Here is an 18075-nt window from a genome sequence, read left to right as displayed (position 1 = left end):
GCTTGCTCGCGAGGGCGGCTCCTGCAGGTTCGCCAGCACGCTGGCCTCTACGGACAACCGAACCGCCCATGCCTTTTGATCTCGCCTCGCGTCTTGCCGCCCGCCATGCGGACAACCTCTATCGTCAGCGCCCGCTGCTGGAGAGCCCGCAAGGGCCCGAAGTCGTGGTGGATGGCCGGCGCATGCTGGCCTTCTGTTCCAACGACTACCTGGGGTTGGCTGACCACCCCGAAGTGAAGGCCGCGCTGCAGCGTGGCGTGGAGCGCTGGGGCGCCGGTGGCGGTGCTTCGCACCTGGTGATCGGTCATAGCGGTCCGCATCACGATCTGGAGGTGGCCCTGGCCGAATTCACCGGTCGGCCCCGCGCGTTGCTGTTTTCCACCGGCTACATGGCCAACCTGGGGGCGGTGACCGCGTTGTTGGGCAAGGGTGACACGGTGCTGGAAGACCGCCTCAACCACGCCTCGCTGCTGGACGCCGGCTTGCTCTCCGGGGCGCGCTTCTCGCGGTACCTGCACAACGATGTCGACAGCCTGGCCAGCCGCCTGGAAAAAGCCGAGGGCAACACCCTGGTGGTGACCGACGGCGTATTCAGCATGGATGGCGACCTGGCCGAGCTGCCCGCCATATGCGCTGAGGCCAAGGCCCGTGGCGCCTGGGTGATGGTGGATGACGCTCACGGCTTTGGTCCGCTGGGTGCTACAGGCGGCGGCATCGTCGAACACTTCGGCCTGGGCCTGGAGGACGTGCCGGTTCTGGTCGGCACCCTGGGCAAGGCCTTCGGCACCGCCGGTGCATTCGTCGCCGGCAGTGAGGAACTGATCGAAACCCTGATCCAGTTCGCCCGTCCCTACATCTACACCACCAGCCAGCCGCCGGCCGTGGCCTGCGCCACCCTGAAGAGTCTGGAACTGCTGCAGCGCGAAAGCTGGCGCCGTGAGCACCTGAACGCGCTGATCCGTCGCTTCCGTGAAGGCGCGGCCGAAATCGGCCTGACCCTGATGGACAGCCCGACGCCCATCCAGCCGATCCTGGTCGGCGACAGTGCCCGCGCCCTCAGGCTTTCCGCCCTGCTGCGCGAGCGCGGCATCCTGGTCGGCGCCATCCGCCCGCCCACCGTACCGGCGGGTAGCGCGCGGCTGCGTATTACGTTCTCTGCCGTCCACACGGAAGAACAGCTTGAATCCTTGCTGAGTGCCCTGGCCGAATGCTGGGCAACCCTGGCTAAGGAGGAAGCCTTTGATGCGTGAACGCCTGATTCTGCTGCCGGGCTGGGCTATCGGCCCGGCCGCCCTGGAGCCCCTGCGCGATGCCTTGCTGGAGCGCGCGCCACACCTGCTGGTGGAGATCGAAGCGTTGCCTGCCCTGGAGCAGGCCGGCGCCTGGCTGGACGAGCTGGACGCCCGCCTGCCCCAGGACTGCTGGCTGGCGGGTTGGTCCCTCGGCGGCATGCTCGCTGCGCAACTGGCTGCACGCCGTGGCGATGCCTGCCGAGGGCTGATCGGCCTGTGCAGCAACATGAGTTTTCGCGATCGGGATGATTGGCCCTGCGCCATGTCCCAGGAAGTCTTCGCGGCCTTCCACGAGGCCTGCCGCCTCGATCACGCACAGACCTTGAGGCGCTTCACCATGCTGGTGGCCCAGGGCGCGCGGGATGCCCGCACTCTGGCGCGGCAACTGCAGGTCACCCAATTGCCCACCGAGCCCAAGGTGCTGGATGCCGGCCTGCGTCTGCTGGACGTGCTGGATATCCGCGCGGCCGTCCAGGGCTACGGTGGTCCGCAACTGCACCTGTTCGGCGGGCGCGATGCGCTGGTGCCAGCCACGGCCGCCGCCGCGTTGCTGGAGTGGCTTCCCGACCTGGAAGTCCAGGTGGTCGACGACGCCAGTCACGGTCTGCCACTGGAACGACCCGATGAGGTCGCAGCGACCATCCTCCGATTCATGCGCGAGGGTGACGATGTCTGACGCGCGAATCGTCGCCGAAGCCGAAGGCCATCTGCCGGACAAGCGCCAGGTGGCGGCTTCCTTTTCTCGCGCGGCGGACAGCTACGACAGCGTCGCCGCCTTGCAGCGGGCGGTCGGCAACGAACTGTTGCGTCGACTGCCGGAAAGGTTCGTGCCGCAACATTGGCTCGACCTGGGCTGCGGCACCGGCTACTTCTCACGGACCCTGGCTGGACGTTTCCCGGAGAGCGATGGCCTGGCGGTGGATATTGCCGAGGGCATGTTGCGTCATGCCCGTCCTCTGGGTGGCGCCCGGCGGTTCATTGCCGGGGACGCCGAGCATCTGCCATTGGCCAGTGGGACTCAGCAACTGATTTTCTCCAGCCTCGCCGTGCAGTGGTGCGCCGACTTTGCCGCGGTGCTCGCCGAAGCGCGCCGCGTATTGCAGCCGGGTGGCGTGTTCGCCTTCAGCAGCCTGTGCGTCGGCACCCTGCAGGAACTGCGCGACAGTTGGCAGGCTGTGGACGGCTTCGTCCACGTCAATCGCTTCCGTCGTCTGGAGGACTACCAGGACCTCTGCGCCGCCAGCGGCCTGCTGCCACTGGACCTGGGCAGCGAACCCCAGGTGCTGCACTACGCCGACCTGCGCACCCTGACCCACGAACTCAAGGCCCTTGGCGCGCACAATCTCAACCCCGGCCGGCCGGGTGGACTGACCGGGCGGGCGCGCATACTCGCGCTGGTTGAGGCCTACGAGCGCTTCCGCCAGCCCCAGGGCCTGCCGGCTACGTACCAAGTGGTCTACGGCGTACTGAAAAAGGAAGACTGATATGGCGGCGGCTTACTTCGTCACCGGCACCGACACCGAGATCGGCAAGACCACCATCGCTGCCGGCCTGCTTCACGCTGCGCGGATGCAGGGCCTGTCCACTGCGGCTGCCAAGCCGGTCGCGTCCGGTTGTGAAGAGACCCCTGACGGTTTGCGCAACAGCGATGCCCTGGCGTTGCTGGGCGAGTGCTCGTTGCCGCTGACCTACAAGGAGGTCAACCCGCTGGCCTTCGCTCCAGCCATCGCCCCGCACCTCGCAGCACGTGAAGCGGGTGTTGCGCTGGATGTCGACGCGCTCGCGGCGCCAGTGCGCAGCGTGCTGGCCAGGGGCGCTGATTTCAGCCTGGTGGAAGGTGCTGGCGGCTGGCGCGTGCCGCTGGCGGGTTCCGCCAACCTCTCTGACCTTCCGATTGCCCTTGGGCTGCCGGTGATCCTGGTTGTCGGTGTGCGCCTGGGCTGCATCAACCATGCGGTACTGACTGCCGAGGCCATTTTGCGCGATGGCCTGACTCTCGCGGGCTGGGTAGCCAATGTGGTCGATCCGCAGACCTCGCGCCTGGAAGAAAACCTCACCACCCTGGCCGAGCGACTGCCAGCCCCCTGCCTCGGCCGCGTGCCGCGCCTGGCCGAAGCGACTCCGGCGGCGGTGGCGCGCCATCTCGACCTGTCGCCGCTGGGCACATTCGCCCGGCGCTGATTGCGCAGCGCGCGGCGGGCTGCTTCAATTGCCGGCATCTCCCTTCGAGCTTCGGTATCCGCCATGGAAATCCAGGGTAGTGGCTTCAGCGCCGGTCTTGGCGCCATTCAGTCTGGTCAGCGCATGATCCAGCAGGCCGCCGGTGAAATAGCCAGCAACACAGTCGCTGGCGCGGAATCGCAGCAGCCGGCCGACCTCACTACCATCCTGCTCGCCCTGGAGGCCGGTAAGGTCCAGGCCGAGGCTGGCAGCATGGTCGCCAAGGCCACCGACCAGATGATCGGCAGTCTCATCGATACCTTCGCCTGATCCTTCAGGGGCCGCTTCATGCGGCCCTTTCGCATTCTTCCTTCCTGTTTCCTTCCCCGATGCTGCTGTGCTGCTTCTTGATCTTTACTGTCACCAGGCAGGGCTTCGTGCTGCCTGCCAGGGACGTGACCGGCCGGTCCGGCGGAGCGCTTGACAAGGTTTTGGCGTAAACGTATGTTTCAAACGCCTGTTTGATTGCTCCTGCGATCACCACCAGATGCCGCAAGCGACCGGCGCTCCGGTCAGCTGAACTAGGAACCCACCGCAGAGGTTTACCGCTATGCCTGATTACAAGGCCCCCTTGCGTGATATTCGTTTCGTTCGTGATGAGCTGCTCGGCTACGAAGCGCACTATCAGAGCCTGCCTGGCTGCCAGGACGCCACCCCGGACATGGTCGACGCCATCCTTGAAGAAGGCGCCAAGTTCTGTGAGCAGGTGATCGCTCCCCTGAACCGCGTGGGTGACACCGAGGGCTGCACCTGGAGCGAGTCCGGCGTGAAGACCCCGACTGGCTTCAAGGAAGCCTACAAGCAGTTCGTCGAAGGCGGCTGGCCGAGCCTGGCCCACGACGTCGACCACGGCGGTCAAGGCCTGCCGGAATCCCTGGGCCTGGCCATCAGCGAGATGGTTGGCGAGGCCAACTGGTCCTGGGGCATGTACCCCGGCCTGTCCCACGGCGCGATGAACACCCTGTCCGCCCACGGCACCGACGAGCAGAAGCACACCTACCTGACCAAGCTGGTATCCGGCGAGTGGACCGGCACCATGTGCCTGACCGAGCCGCATTGCGGTACCGACCTGGGCATGCTGCGCACCAAGGCCGAGCCCCAGGCTGATGGTTCCTATAAAGTCTCCGGCACCAAGATCTTCATCTCCGCCGGTGAACACGACATGGCCGACAACATCGTCCATATCGTCCTGGCCCGTCTGCCCGATGCCCCGGCCGGCACCAAGGGTATTTCCCTGTTCATCGTTCCGAAGTTCATGCCGAACGCTGATGGTTCGGCCGGTGAGCGCAACGCCGTTTCCTGCGGTTCCATCGAGCACAAGATGGGCATCCACGGCAACGCGACCTGCGTGATGAACTTCGACGGTGCCACGGGTTATCTGATCGGCCCGGCGAACAAAGGCCTCAACTGCATGTTCACCTTCATGAACACCGCTCGCCTGGGTACCGCGCTGCAAGGCCTGGCCCACGCCGAGATCGGTTTCCAGGGTGGCATCAAGTACGCTCGCGAGCGTCTGCAGATGCGTTCCCTGACCGGTCCGAAAGCGCCGGAAAAGGCCGCCGACCCGATCATCGTCCACCCGGACGTGCGTCGCATGCTGCTGACCATGAAGGCCTTCGCCGAAGGCAACCGCGCTATGGTGTACTTCACCGCCAAGCAGGTGGACATCGTCAAGTACAGCCAGGACGAAGAGCAGAAGAAAGCTGCTGACGGCCTGCTGGCCTTCCTGACCCCCATCGCCAAGGCCTTCATGACCGAAGTGGGCTTCGAGTCCGCTTCCCACGGCATGCAGATCTACGGTGGCCACGGCTTCATCAGCGAGTGGGGCATGGAGCAGAACCTGCGCGACTGCCGTATCTCGATGATGTACGAAGGCACCACCGGTGTTCAGGCGCTCGACCTGCTGGGCCGCAAGATCCTGATGACCCAGGGCGAAGCGCTCAAGGGCTTCACCAAGATCGTGCACAAGTTCTGCCAGGCCAACGAAGCCAACGAGTCCGTGAAGGAGTTCGTCGAGCCGCTGGCCAAGCTGAACAAGGAGTGGGGCGAACTGACCATGAAGGTCGGCATGGCCGCCATGAAGGACCGTGAGGAAGTCGGTGCCGCTTCGGTGGACTACCTGATGTACTCCGGCTACGCCTGCCTGGCTTACTTCTGGGCCGACATGGCTCGCCTGGCTGCCGAGAAACTGGCTGCCGGCGAAGGCGATGCCGCCTTCTACAAGGCCAAGCTGCAGACCGCGCGCTTCTACTTCAAGCGCATCCTGCCGCGTACCCGTACCCATGTAGAAACCATGCTGTCCGGTGCCAGCAACCTGATGGACATGGCCGAAGAAGACTTCGACCTGGGTTACTAAGGTTCAGCGCAACACGAAGAGCCCGCCGTTTCGGCGGGCTTTTTCGTTTCCGGTGTGCCCCAATCGCCGGGTTGTGGAGGACTTCGCACAGGCCCCCGTGCTTGCAATACGCGCCTGTGCAATCATATCGCCATCTCGATTTTTCCCCGTCTTTCGAATCCCAGGATCAGATCCCGTGCGGCCTCGTGCGTTCTATCGCCCCAGTCATTTCCTGCCTCCCTTGCTGCTGGTGGTCGGGGGCGGAGTGGCGGGCTCGCTGTCGGAAATGAACGAGTTCTTCACCTCGCTCTTCAACGTGCTGCCCACGTTGCTCCTGCTGCTGGGCGGCGCCTTCTGCTCGGCCTACGGGCGGGTGCGCCAGGTGGCGCTGCTGCTGGTGGTCTACCTCGCGTACTACCAATTGGATACCCAGGTCGACTACTACCAGGCCGAGCGCGTGGTGCGGGAAGACGCCGGACTCGTGTTCCACCTGGCCAGCCTGCTGCTGCCCATGCTCTACGGACTGTATGGCTGCTGGGAGGAGCGCACCCATTTGCTGCAGGACTTCGTCGCCCGAGGTGCCGTGCTGATCGCCGTGCTCGGTGTGGTGGTGGCGCTTGGCAACAGCTACCCGGACGTCGTACTGGGCTTGCTCGGCAAGATTCACTGGCCACTGCTGCACGGTAGCTGGATGACCCTGGTGCAGCTCGCCTACCTCGCATTCGTCGTCGCCCTGGTATCCCTGCTGGTCACCTACCTGCGCCAGCCGCGACCGCAGCATGCCGCGCAGCTGCTGGGACTGGCCGGCCTGCTGTGGATGCTGCCCAAGGCATTCCTGCTGCCCCACGCCCTGCATGTGATGAGCAGTATGGTGATGCTCGCTCTGACCGCTTCGGTGGCCCATGAGGCCTACCAGATGGCCTTCCGCGACGAGCTTACCGGTCTGCCCGGCCGTCGCGCCCTTAATGAGCGGCTGCGGCGCCTCGGGCGCAACTACGTGCTGGCAATGACCGATGTCGACCACTTCAAGAAATTCAACGACACCTACGGCCACGACGTCGGTGACCAGGTGCTGCGCCTGGTGGCCAGCCGGCTGCGCAAGGTGGGCGGCGGCGGCAAGGCTTACCGTTATGGCGGCGAGGAGTTCACCATTCTCTTCCCTGGCAAGTCGGTGGAGGATTGCATGCCCCACCTGGAAGCCGTGCGCCAGGCCATCGAGCAGTATCAGATGCACCTGCGCGACCAGGTTAGCCGACCTAAGAGTGACGAAACCGGTCGCGCCAAGCGCGGTGCCCCCAGCGGGCAGACCGTATCGGTGACCATCAGCATCGGCGTGGCTGGGCGCGACGCCGAGCAGCGCACCCCGGAAGAGGTAATCAAGGCCGCCGACCAGGCGCTCTACAGCGCCAAGAGCGCAGGTCGCAACCGGGTCTTCCGGCATGGCGAAAACCGTCGCGGCGCGGTGCGGGTCAAGCGCGCCACCGGCTGACACGGGTGGTTATGACGGTCCATTCAGCAGCGGCAGCGTCGTTGTCGGGCGAACGGGGGCAAAGTAGGGTCTCTGGATACCCCCTCAAGGAGACCTGCCATGCCCGAGTACAAGGCCCCGTTGCGCGACATCCGCTTCCTCACCGACGAAGTCTTCGACTACCCGGCCACCTACGCGGCCCTGAACGCCAGTGATGCCACCCCGGACATGGTCGCCGCCATCCTCGAAGAAGGCGCCAAGTTCTGCGAGCAGGTGCTCTCGCCGATCAACCGCTCGGGCGATGAAGAGGAATGCCAGTGGCAGGACGGCGTGGTGACGACGCCCAAGGGCTTCAAGGAAGCCTTCGCCCAGTACGTCGAAGGTGGCTGGAACGGCCTGGCGGCGGACCCGGCCTACGGTGGCCAGGGCCTGCCCCATTCCCTCGGGCTGATCATCAGCGAGATGGTCGCCTCGGCCAACCAGTCCTGGGCCATGTACCCGGGCCTGACCCATGGCGCCATGTCGGCCATCCACGCCCACGGCAGCGAAGAACAGAAACAGACCTACCTGACCCGCCTTACCGAAGGCCGCTGGACCGGCACCATGTGCCTCACCGAGCCCCATTGCGGGACCGACCTCGGCATCATCAAGACCCGCGCCGTGCCCCAGGCCGACGGCAGCTATGCGATCTCCGGCACCAAGATCTTCATCTCCGCCGGCGAGCACGACATGAGCGAGAACATCGTTCACCTGGTGCTGGCCAAGTTGCCCGACGCACCGGCCGGCACCAAGGGCATCTCCCTGTTCATCGTGCCAAAGTTCCTCCCCGCCGGAGAGGGCGTGGGCGAGCGCAATGCCGTGTCCTGCGGCTCCATCGAGCACAAGATGGGGATCAAGGCCTCGGCCACCTGCGTGATGAACTTCGATGGCGCCACCGGCTACCTCATTGGCGAAGCCAACAAGGGCCTGAACTGCATGTTCACCATGATGAATCACGCCCGCCTCGGCACCGGCATGCAGGGCCTTTGCCTCGGCGAAGCCAGCTACCAGGGGGCCGTGCGCTACGCCAACGACCGCCTGCAGATGCGCGCCCTGACCGGACCCAAAGCGCCGGACAAGGCCGCCGACCCGATCATCGTGCACCCCGACGTGCGCCGCATGCTGCTGACCATGAAGGCCTTCAACGAAGGCAACCGCGCCTTGGCCTACTTCACTGCCCAGCAACTGGACATCGCTCACCGCAGCGAGGATGCCGCCGCCCGCGAGGAAGCCGACAACCTGCTCGCCTTCCTGACCCCCATCTGCAAGGCCTTCATGACCGAATCCGGGCTGGAAGCCACCAACCTCGGCATGCAGGTATTCGGTGGCCACGGCTACATCCGCGAATGGGGCATGGAACAGTTGGTGCGCGACTGCCGCATCGCCCCCATCTACGAAGGCACCAACGGCATCCAGGCGCTGGACCTGCTCGGCCGCAAGGTGCTGGGCAGCCAGGGCAAGCTGCTGCGCGGCTTCACCAAGCAGATCCACAAACTCTGCCAGGCCCAGGCCGAGCATCCGCGTCTCAAGGCCCATTCGGCCGAACTGGCGCGCCTCAACCAGCAATGGGGCGAGTTAACCCAGAAGGTCGGCATGGCCGCCATGAAAAACCCGGACGAGGTGGGTGCCGCTGCGCTGGATTACCTGATGTATTCCGGCTACATCACCCTGGCTTACTTCTGGCTGCGCATGGCCCTGGTGGCCGATGCCAAGCTGCAGGCAGGCGAGGGCGACAGCGCCTACTACCAGACCAAGCTGGTGACCTGCGACTTCTACTTCAAGCGCCTGCTGCCGCGCACCGAAGCCCACCGCGCGGCGGTGGAGGCAGGCAGCGACTGCCTGATGGGGCTGCCTGCCGAGCATTTCTACTTGTAAGCACCGATGAACGGCTTGAGGCCCGCCCCGTGCGGGCCTTTTCCATTCTGGACAGTGAAGTGACTGAGCGTGAATCTATGGTCACTAAATGACACTATGTCTCCAAAAAGTTGGTCATGTACACTTCCGGTCTATCCGTGAAACCGGCCAACCCGGCCACCTGTAGAGTGTTTGCGAGGTTTGCACATGGCTGACTACAAAGCGCCCCTGCGCGATATGCGCTTCGTCCTCAATGAAGTCTTCGAGGTGGCCAAGCTCTGGGCCGAACTGCCCGCCCTGGCCGAAGTGGTCGATGTCGATACCGCCTCCGCCATCCTGGAAGAAGCCGGCAAGGTCACCGGCGGCGTCATCGCCCCGCTGAACCGCAGCGGCGACGAAGAAGGCTGCCAGTGGAAGGACGGTGCCGTGAGCACCCCGGCCGGTTTCCCCGAGGCCTACAAGACCTACGCCGAAGGCGGCTGGGTCGGCGTGGGTGGCGACCCTGTCTTCGGTGGCATGGGCATGCCCAAGGTGATCTCTGCCCAGGTGGAAGAGATGGTCAACTCGGCCAACCTCTCCTTCGGCCTGTACCCGATGCTGACGGCCGGCGCCTGCCTGTCGATCAACGCCCACGCCAGCGAAGAGCTGAAGGAAAAGTACCTGCCGAACATGTATGCGGGTGTCTGGGCCGGCTCCATGTGCCTGACCGAACCCCATGCCGGCACCGACCTCGGCATCATCCGCACCAAGGCCGAACCCCAGGCCGACGGCAGCTACAAGATCACTGGCACCAAAATCTTCATCACCGGCGGTGAGCACGACCTGACCGAGAACATTATTCACCTGGTGCTGGCCAAGCTGCCCGACGCCCCGGCTGGTCCGAAAGGCATCTCCCTGTTCCTGGTGCCCAAGGTGATGGTCAACGCCGATGGTTCCCTGGGTGGAAACAACTCCCTGTCCTGCGGCTCCATCGAGCACAAGATGGGCATCAAGGCTTCGGCCACCTGCGTGATGAACTTCGACGGCGCCACCGGCTACATCATCGACGCCCCGAACAAGGGCCTGGCCGCCATGTTCACCATGATGAACTACGAGCGTCTGGGCGTAGGTATCCAGGGCCTGGCTTCCGGCGAGCGTTCCTACCAGAGCGCCGTGGAATACGCGCGTGACCGCATCCAGAGCCGTGCCCCGACCGGCCCGGTCGCCAAGGACAAGGCCGCCGACCCGATCATCGTCCACCCCGACGTGCGTCGCATGCTGCTGACCATGAAGGCTGCCAACGAAGGCGGTCGTGCGTTCTCCAGCTACGTTGCCATGCAGCTGGATACCGCCAAGTTCAGCGAAGACACCGTCGTGCGTAAGCGCGCCGAAGAAATGGTCGCCCTGCTGACCCCCGTCGCGAAGGCGTTCCTCACCGACCTCGGCCTGGAAACCACCGTCCACGGCCAGCAAGTGTTCGGCGGCCACGGCTTCATCCGCGAGTGGGGCCAGGAGCAACTGGTGCGCGACGTGCGCATCACCCAGATCTACGAAGGCACCAACGGCATCCAGGCCCTCGACCTCGTCGGTCGCAAGGTAGTGGGCAGCGGCGGCGCGTTCTACAAGCACTTCTCCGACGAGATCAAGGCCTTCGCCAACGGCGCTTCCGCCGAGCTGGCCGAGTTCGTCGAGCCGCTGAAAGCCGCCATCGCCAACCTCGACGACCTGACTGCCTGGGTCCTGGACAGCGCGAAGAGCAACCCGAACGAAGTCGGCGCCGCCTCGGTGGAGTACCTCCACGTCTTCGGCTACACCGCCTACGCCTACATGTGGGCCCTGATGGCCCGCGCCTCGCTGGGCAAGGAAGGCCAGGACGACTTCTACGCCAGCAAGCTCGGTACCGCGCGTTTCTACTTCGCCCGCCTGCTGCCGCGCATCCACTCCCTGACCGCCTCGGTGAAGGCCGGCAGCGAGTCGCTCTACCTGCTGGACGCCGCGCAGTTCTAAGCGGTACTCCGCAAACACGAAGCCCCGCTCATGCGGGGCTTCGTGTTTCCAGGAAGGTGCATTTCTGTAGGGGCGTATTCATTCGCCATGGACGGCGGCTGTCCCTCGGCATGCAGGGCGTGCTTGCGGTCCGCGAGGTCTCCTAGGGCTGCAACGAATCCCCCAGCGTCGGGTCGTCGATAAAGCGGTTGCGATTGCCCTGGATGGCTTCGATGCGGCTGTTGCGAGCACGTTCGTCATCGTCCACCGGGTCCAGGCGGTTCCAGTGCTGGAACATCTGCAACTGGCCAACGATGGGCAGGCCGTACTCGCTGTGCATGTAGAAGATCGCCCGGGCCACGTTGCCCTTGGCGGCATCGCGGGGCTCCACCAGTTGGTAGGAGGACTTGAAATCGCAGTCGGCGACTTTGCTCTGCCCGCCATCACCGGCATCGCCAAACAGGGCGTTGCGCCGTGCCAGCTCGATACGCGACAGGTCCGGGTAGAGGTTGTGCAGGTCGGAGAGCATGTAGGGGTACTGCGGATTCGCGGATTGGCACTGACTGTCGGTGACACAGCGCAGGGCGCTCTTGATCTGCTTGGTGCTGTAGACCGGGCTGGCGCTGAGCAGGCCGCCGGGGGCACTGAAGGTCTTGCCGCAATAAAGCGTGGTGCCGCCGCCGGCATAGAGCTGTTGCCAGAAAGCCTGCTCGACTGCGGCTTTGGGATCGGCCAGGCGATCCTGGCCACCGGCGAATGCGAAATTGGCGGCCACGGCCGCCAGGCAGGAAAGGGCAGTAACGACTGGGCGCATGCTGATGACCCTGGGACCACCTTGTCGGGGTCTGTTGTTCTTGTAGGACAAAACGAGTCTAACAATAGCGCCGCTGGCAAACCAAGGCCAACCGATCGCTTGCTTGGTTTGCGGCCCGGTTGCAATAAGCCCATTCAGACTAATTGCCAAATCATGTAAGCATTGGCTTACAAGTGCTGGTGGCTATAGCTCCTTTCGGGCGTCTGTGGCGGGGGCTAATCTTCACGACATTGGACGTAGCGCAGGAAGCGCACTGCAAAACAGGGATACGCCGGATTTCCGCCAGGATGGCGGTCAGATCAGGGATGTCGGGACACAGTCTGCAAAGCCTCGCTTCGGCGGGGTTTTTCTTTTTCCGCGTCCTGGAACTCCGCTACAGCAGCAGGTCCTTCGGTCCCACCACCCCTTCCAGCATCGAGCGCAGCAATTCCAGGGTCGCCTGTTGGCGCTGCGCATCGCGGAATACCAATCCCACCTTCAATGGCACCCGTGGCTCGCTCAGCGGCTTCCACAGCAGCCCCTGGTTGGCGTGCATCTGCCGCGCGCGGCCGGGCGGGACGGTGGCCAGCATGGTGTGCGGCAGGCTATCGAGGATGCCCGCCTTATGGTTCAGCGCCTCCTGCACATCGAGCGCCGCCGCGAGTTGCGCCGCATCCTCGAACAGGGGCCGGACGGTCTGCGTTTGCTGGGTATCGAATACCGCCATGAAGAGGTCCCCGAGCGTGCGTGAGCCACTCGCCAGCCTGCAGCACGTCCCCTTCGAAGGCCCTGGCCGCATGCCGCGTTGACCTGACGCTTCTCCTCGGCATTGGGATTGAGGTGGGTGCGGTTCGATGTAGGGGTGAATGAATTTGCGATGTCTGCGTTAGCTGTCGCGAGAACCGGGCCAAGAGCCGGGCAAAGCAGCTGCGTGCAACACGTCATGCAGACTTAACCCATGAATTCGCCCACGCAGAGGTTTCAGGCCAGCGGACGGTACAGCTCCGCGCGCCGGTCCTTGAGGTAGGTGATGCTCGCCCGCGAAGCCTCCAGCGTGTGGCGCTTGAGCTCGGCAAAGGCCAGGGTCTCCTCGCGACCACACACCGCTGCCAGCGTGCCGTCCGGCGCGGCGACGCTGGAGAGACCGCAGTAGCGGATTTCCCCCTCGCCGCCGCAGTAGTTGGCGTAGGCCACATAGCACTGGTTCTCGAAGGCGCGAGCGCGGACCAGTACCTCGCAGACGAAGTCGTAGGGCACCATGTTGGCCGTTGGCACCAGCACCACATCGGCGCCGGCCAGCGCCAGGCGGCGAACGTTTTCGGGGAACTCCACGTCGTAGCAGATCAGCATCCCCAGCTTCCAGCCGTTCAGCTCCAGCAGCGGATAGTCATCGCCGCCAGCGCTGAACATGCCGTTGTCCAGTTCGCCGAAGAGGTGCGTCTTCCGGTAGTTGCCCAGGGGGTGGCCCTGGGCGTCGATCAACTGCACCGCGTTGAAGAGGGCGCCCTCGGCGCTGCGCTCCGGGTAGCCATAGAGGATGGCGATGCCGTTTTCACGAGCGATGTCCGCCACCCGCGCAGCCCAGGGGCCGTCGCATGGCTCGGCCAGGGCGCTGACCGCCTCCAGGCCGATGTTGTAGCCGCTGAGGTACATCTCCGGGCACACGAGCAACGCCGCGCCGCGCTGGGCGGCCTCAATCGCCCGCTGTTGCAGGCGGTCGAGGTTGGCCGCCGGTTCCAGCGGCAGGGGCGGGCATTGGTAGAGGGCGATGCGCATGGGCGTCTCCTGGCTCAGTCCGGCAGGGCGATGGGGCCGAGTTCGGCGAACAGGTCACCGGGGCCAGGGTTCTCAACCGAGGTCTTGCCGCCGAAGTGCTTCATGATGCCCCACACCGCGTTGAGCGAGGTCTGCACCGCACCTTCCACCCAGGCCGGAGTCCAGGACACGTCGTCACCGGCGATGAACATGCCGCGCTGTTCGGCGGGCATGTCGTCCTGCATGAAGTGCGCGTACATGCGCTGGTTGTAACGGTAGTGACCCGGCAGGGCGCCCTTGAAGGCGCCAAGGAAGTGCGGGTCGGCTTCCCAGGAAATGGTGATGGGGTCGCCGATGATATGGCCGGCTATGTCCACGTCCGGGTAGATCTTCTTCAGCGCGTCCAGGGCCAGCTTCACACGCTTCTCCACCGGGTGCGGCAGCATCTTCAGCGCGTCGCTCATCCATGAGTACGACAGGCAGATCACCCCCGGCTTGTCGTGGCCGTTGTCGAACAGGTAGGTGCCGCGGGTAAGGCGGTCGGTCAGCGTCATGCTCAGGGTGTCGCGGCCGGTCTGCGGGTTCTTGTCCTTCCAGAAGGGGCGGTCGACCATCACGAAGGTCTTCGACGACTGCATGTAGCGGGTGCGGTCCAGGGCCATCCACATCTTCTGCGAGAACAGCGATTCCTCGCACTCGATCTGGGTAGTCAGCAACCAGCTCTGGCAGGTGGTGAGCACGGCCGCGTAATGGCGGGTGTCGCCCCAGTTGTCGGTCACGGCCAGGCGGCCATCGGCGGCACGGGCGATGCGCTTCACGCCTGGGCGCGGTGCACCGCTGTGCAGCGAAGCCAGGCTGGTGCCGGCAGGCCAGTGCACGCAACGCTCCGGCTCATGGCGCCAGATGCCCAGCGGCACTTGTTGCACGCCGCCGACGATCAGGTGCTGGTTGTCGTCGCAGGCGGTCATCACCACGCGGAAGATTTCCAGCATCGAGTTGGGGAAGTCGGAGTCCCAGCCACCGGTGCCGAAGCCGACCTGGCCGAACACTTCGCGATGGTGGAAGGACAGCTTGGCGAAGGCCTTGGAGCTGGCCACGAAGTCATAGAAGGTGCGGTCGTCCCACAGGGGGACCAAGGTGTCCCACAGCTCTTTCAGGCGTTTCACATCGCGGTCGCGAATGGCCTGCTGGATGTCGCCGAAGCGGGCGCCGTCTTCCAGGGCGTCGGCCCAGGCGTCGGCCACTTCCTGGAACAGTGCCGGCAGGTCGGCCATTTTCTCGGCGTAGTAGGTCTTGCCCTCGATATCGATCACCGTGCTGCCCGAGGCCGGGGTCAGCGGGTTGGGGAAGGGCTGGGTCTCGAGGCCGAGCATGTCCACATAGTGGTAGAAGGCGGTGGAGGAGGCCGGGAAGCGCATGCCGCCCAACTCGGCAATGATGCCGTCGGTGCCTTCGAAGGTCTGCGAGCGCAGGCGCCCGCCCATCTTCGAGGCTTCGTACACCACCGGCTTCAGGCCCAGCTTCATGAGCTCGTAGGCCGCCACCAGGCCAGCGATGCCGGCGCCGACGATTGCCACTTCGGCGCCGTGGTGTTCGGCGGGAATGCTGCCCAGGCCAGCCGGGTGCTGGATCCAGTCATCGAAGGCGAAGGGGAAGTCCGGGCCGAAGATGGTGATGGGTTTCTTGCCGTCGGCGGGGTGGCGATTGTTGTTGTTCATGATCGACCTTGAAGGCGGTGAGAGGGGCTGCCGGGCGGGGCAGCGTTGCAGGCCATTCTAGGGAGCGCCGATTTCGTCCATAAGACGCAGAGTGTCGTCATTTGGCAGTCATACGCTGCAGAACGACGAATTGATAATTCATTCTGACGAAAGCGGCTGCGCACCTGCTTTCCATCAGGTTAGCCGGCAACGGAGGGAGTCAGGGTCGCTTGGGGCGGGTGGAGCTCCGCAGTTCCCATCCCGCGGATGGCTTTCCGTAGGGTGGAAATCGCTTTCTATTTCCACCCTACGGTGCAGCGTTCACGGGGAGGTTGGAGCCAACGGCTGACCGCGATCGATCTTGCAGCTGAGAATGATCGAGGTGGTGGTCTTCTCCACCCCATCGACGCTGCCGATCTGGTCCAGCAGTTCGTCGAGGCGCTCGGGGGAGTCGGCGCGCAGCCAGGCCACGTAATCGAACTCGCCGCTCACCGCGCAGAGCACCTGCACCTCTGCCATGCCGGTCAGGCGCCGCAGCACCTCCTTGCCGCTGCGCGGCTTCACCGTGATGCCCACATAGGCCTGTAGGCCGCCATCGGCTACGCGCTGGCCCAGGCGCACCCCGTAGCCGGTGATGATCTGCGCCTTCTCCAGCCGCGCCAGGCGTGAGGTCACCGTGGTGCGCGCGATGCCCAGGCGCCGGGCGAGCATGGCGACGCTCTCGCGGGCATTGATCTGCAGCGCGGCGATCAACTGGCGATCGATTTCGTCGAGGGATAGGTCGGACATGGTGGGCTCGGCGCGGGGCGGTGGTCAGAGATTAGCGGGTGCGCAAGGCTACCTGAAGCATGGCGGCCGCGCCCACTGGTCGGCGCTCACGTCGTGATAACCGGCTCGGAGCCAGACTGAACGCTGCAAGGCCGGCCATTTGCCGATTCCCCCCACCCGCTCCTGGAGCTCTATTGCCATGCGCCCAATCGCTTCTTGCCGCTGGACCCTGCTCGCCTCGCTTGTCTGCCTGCCCGCGTTCGCCGAAACCGTGGTGCCCTTGCAAGGCCAGACCCAGCAACAGATCCAGCAGGACATAGCCGACTGCCAGGCCCAGGCCGGCAGTTCAACATCCAGCTCCAGTTCCAGTTCCACCACGAGCGGAGGTCGTGCTCGTGGGGCCGCCGCGGGTGCTATGGCGGGCGCCGCCGTCGGGCAGGCACGCAGCAACGATTACGAGCGTATCGATGACGACTTGCAGCAGGAGTATCGCCAGGAGAAAGCCAAGGATGCCGCAGTAGCGGGCGCCGTAGTCGGAGGCTCGCGTCAGCGCCAGGACCGTCGCGAGGACCGCCGCACCGATGAACAGGCCAGCAGCACCTCGTCATCGGCCTATACCAGCTGCCTGCAGCAGCGCGGTTACCAGGTCAGCCCTTAGGCACTTCCCCGCGTCTGCCGCTCCAGTTGCGCCTGCAGGTCTGGATCGAGCCTGAGCTGATAGGCCAGTTCGTCCAGGTAGGCGCGTTCGGCGGCCTGCTGGTCATCCACCAGCATCACGCTGGCCAGGTACATCTCAGCGGCCATGCCCGGGTCCGTTGCCGACTGCGCGACCTCGGCGGCATCCAGCGGGCGGCGCACCTCCTGGTCCAGCCATTCCTGCAACTGCGGGTCGTCGGTATGGCGGGCGATTTCGGCGTAGATGGTCTGCTTTTCCTGCTCGTCGATGCGACCGTCCGCCTTGGCCGCGGCGATCAGCGCTCGGAGAATGGCCAGGCTGTGGTCATCGGCTTCCGCCCCGGAGAGCTGATCCACAGTGCGCAGTGCCTGCTGCGGCGCAGCGGCTGGCTGCTGGCGCTGCCAGGCCTGGTACGCCTGGAAGGCCATCATGCCGAGGGAGGCCAGTGCGGCGTAGTTCATGCCGCCGGAGCGCCCGCCACTGCTACCCATCGAGCCCCCGCCCATCGGGTTGCCACCCAGGCCTCCACCGCCGCCGAGAATGCCACCGAGCAAACCGCCCAGCCCGGCATTGCCGCCACCTCCACCACCGCCCATGAGCCCACCCAGCAGGCCGCCGAGCCCGCCCAGCGGGTCCTGCGACGCCATGCCCGCGCCGCCTTGTCGTGATGTGCTGGCCTGGCCGGCCCGCAGCAGTTGTTCGAGCAGATCACTGGTGTTCATGGCCTCATCCTCGTCTGGTGGCCGTTGCACGGTCTGGGAACGATAGACCCGGCCAAACGCGGGGGCATGACCGTCGGGCGGTGCGGATTGTTGCGCGCCACGGAAAAGCGCTTTCAGCAAAGCCGTCTTTTTCGCGCGCCGTGCCGGGAGTCCAATAGCCACATGGGCCAAGAACGCATCCCCAGCGATGTCGGGCCTTCCAGGCAAACCAGGAGATCCCCCATGAACCGTGCAATCACCACCAGTACCACTTTGCTGCTCGCCTTCCTGGCCAGTGGCAGCGCCTTCGCCGCCAAATCCGCCGAGGCCGTGCCCTACCGCTACGGCATGCCGCTGGATGTCGCCCGGGTCATTTCCATCGACGAGCCGAACTCGCTGACCTGCGAAACCATCCAGGCGAAGATGACTTACGTCGATTCCAACGGCGAAGAGAAGTCCGTGACCTACCTGAAAGAGTCCAGCGCCTGCGCCAACAGCTGACGCGGGCTGCG

General features: G+C 65.0%; 16 protein-coding genes and 1 pseudogene. 11 read left to right on the top strand and 6 right to left on the bottom strand.

Features of this window, described 5'->3' with window-relative positions:
• Positions 1-68: 68 nt before the first annotated feature.
• From bioF to G559_RS0126560, 9 genes are all read left to right on the top strand, one after another.
• Positions 69-1250 carry an 8-amino-7-oxononanoate synthase gene (gene bioF, locus G559_RS0126600; RefSeq protein ID WP_028631146.1) on the top strand — a complete coding sequence of 394 codons (1182 nt, stop codon included), beginning with the start codon at positions 69-71 and terminating at the stop codon, positions 1248-1250.
• Positions 1243-1968, top strand: coding sequence for an alpha/beta fold hydrolase (locus G559_RS0126595; RefSeq protein ID WP_028631145.1), 726 nt, complete (start codon positions 1243-1245; stop codon positions 1966-1968). Before bioF ends, G559_RS0126595 begins: the two co-directional genes overlap by 8 nt.
• Positions 1961-2776 (top strand): malonyl-ACP O-methyltransferase BioC, encoded by an 816-nt coding sequence (gene bioC, locus G559_RS0126590; RefSeq protein WP_028631144.1) that lies wholly within the window; start codon positions 1961-1963, stop codon positions 2774-2776. Before G559_RS0126595 ends, bioC begins: the two co-directional genes overlap by 8 nt.
• A 1-nt stretch (position 2777) precedes the next feature.
• Positions 2778-3473 carry a dethiobiotin synthase gene (bioD, locus tag G559_RS0126585; RefSeq protein WP_028631143.1) on the top strand — a complete coding sequence of 232 codons (696 nt, stop codon included), beginning with the start codon at positions 2778-2780 and terminating at the stop codon, positions 3471-3473.
• Positions 3474-3536: 63 nt separating this feature from the next.
• Positions 3537-3782 (top strand): hypothetical protein, encoded by a 246-nt coding sequence (locus tag G559_RS0126580; RefSeq protein WP_028631142.1) that lies wholly within the window; start codon positions 3537-3539, stop codon positions 3780-3782.
• 280 nt (positions 3783-4062) lie between these two features.
• Positions 4063-5868, top strand: coding sequence for a phenylacyl-CoA dehydrogenase (locus tag G559_RS0126575; RefSeq protein ID WP_028631141.1), 1806 nt, complete (start codon positions 4063-4065; stop codon positions 5866-5868).
• Positions 5869-6043: 175 nt separating this feature from the next.
• On the top strand, positions 6044-7336 hold the full coding sequence (locus G559_RS0126570) for a GGDEF domain-containing protein (protein WP_028631140.1): 1293 nt from the start codon (positions 6044-6046) through the stop codon (positions 7334-7336).
• 99 nt (positions 7337-7435) lie between these two features.
• On the top strand, positions 7436-9229 hold the full coding sequence (locus G559_RS0126565; RefSeq protein WP_028631139.1) for an acyl-CoA dehydrogenase C-terminal domain-containing protein: 1794 nt from the start codon (positions 7436-7438) through the stop codon (positions 9227-9229).
• Positions 9230-9415: 186 nt separating this feature from the next.
• A complete protein-coding gene (locus G559_RS0126560; protein WP_028631138.1) occupies positions 9416-11194 on the top strand; it encodes an acyl-CoA dehydrogenase C-terminal domain-containing protein in 1779 nt (592 codons plus the stop codon).
• A 142-nt stretch (positions 11195-11336) separates the two neighbouring features.
• On the opposite strand, the gene G559_RS0126555 is transcribed toward G559_RS0126560, so the two are convergent.
• The 5 genes and pseudogenes from G559_RS0126555 to G559_RS0126535 form a co-directional block, all read right to left on the bottom strand.
• Positions 11337-11987 (bottom strand): endonuclease, encoded by a 651-nt coding sequence (locus G559_RS0126555; RefSeq protein WP_028631137.1) that lies wholly within the window; start codon positions 11985-11987, stop codon positions 11337-11339.
• Positions 11988-12360: 373 nt separating this feature from the next.
• Positions 12361-12612: pseudogene (locus tag G559_RS0126550) on the bottom strand (LysR family transcriptional regulator); the annotation flags it as partial.
• 335 nt (positions 12613-12947) lie between these two features.
• Positions 12948-13742, bottom strand: coding sequence for a carbon-nitrogen hydrolase family protein (locus G559_RS0126545; RefSeq protein ID WP_028631135.1), 795 nt, complete (start codon positions 13740-13742; stop codon positions 12948-12950).
• 14 nt (positions 13743-13756) lie between these two features.
• Positions 13757-15439, bottom strand: coding sequence for a flavin monoamine oxidase family protein (locus tag G559_RS0126540; RefSeq protein ID WP_028631134.1), 1683 nt, complete (start codon positions 15437-15439; stop codon positions 13757-13759).
• 300 nt (positions 15440-15739) lie between these two features.
• The gene (locus G559_RS0126535) at positions 15740-16207 is read right to left on the bottom strand and encodes an Lrp/AsnC family transcriptional regulator (protein ID WP_028631133.1); all 468 of its coding nucleotides are present in this window, start codon (positions 16205-16207) and stop codon (positions 15740-15742) included.
• A gap of 178 nt (positions 16208-16385) precedes the next feature.
• Between G559_RS0126535 and G559_RS0126530 the strand changes: the two genes are divergently transcribed.
• Entirely contained in the window at positions 16386-16844 is a 459-nt protein-coding gene (locus G559_RS0126530; RefSeq protein WP_028631132.1) for a YMGG-like glycine zipper-containing protein, read from the top strand.
• Here G559_RS0126530 and G559_RS0126525 read toward each other — a convergent pair.
• On the bottom strand, positions 16841-17584 hold the full coding sequence (locus G559_RS0126525) for a tellurite resistance TerB family protein (RefSeq protein ID WP_028631131.1): 744 nt from the start codon (positions 17582-17584) through the stop codon (positions 16841-16843). The two genes, G559_RS0126530 and G559_RS0126525, sit on opposite strands and share 4 nt — an antisense overlap.
• A gap of 222 nt (positions 17585-17806) precedes the next feature.
• Between G559_RS0126525 and G559_RS0126520 the strand changes: the two genes are divergently transcribed.
• Entirely contained in the window at positions 17807-18064 is a 258-nt protein-coding gene (locus G559_RS0126520; RefSeq protein WP_028631130.1) for a DUF2790 domain-containing protein, read from the top strand.
• The last annotated feature ends 11 nt before the right edge of the window (positions 18065-18075 follow it).

It is taken from the genome of Metapseudomonas resinovorans DSM 21078, from assembly GCF_000423545.1.
Classification (GTDB): Bacteria; Pseudomonadota; Gammaproteobacteria; order Pseudomonadales; family Pseudomonadaceae; genus Metapseudomonas; species Metapseudomonas resinovorans.
The sequence above is the reverse complement of the archived record's forward strand: the minus strand, read 5'-3'. Positions and strand labels throughout refer to the sequence as shown.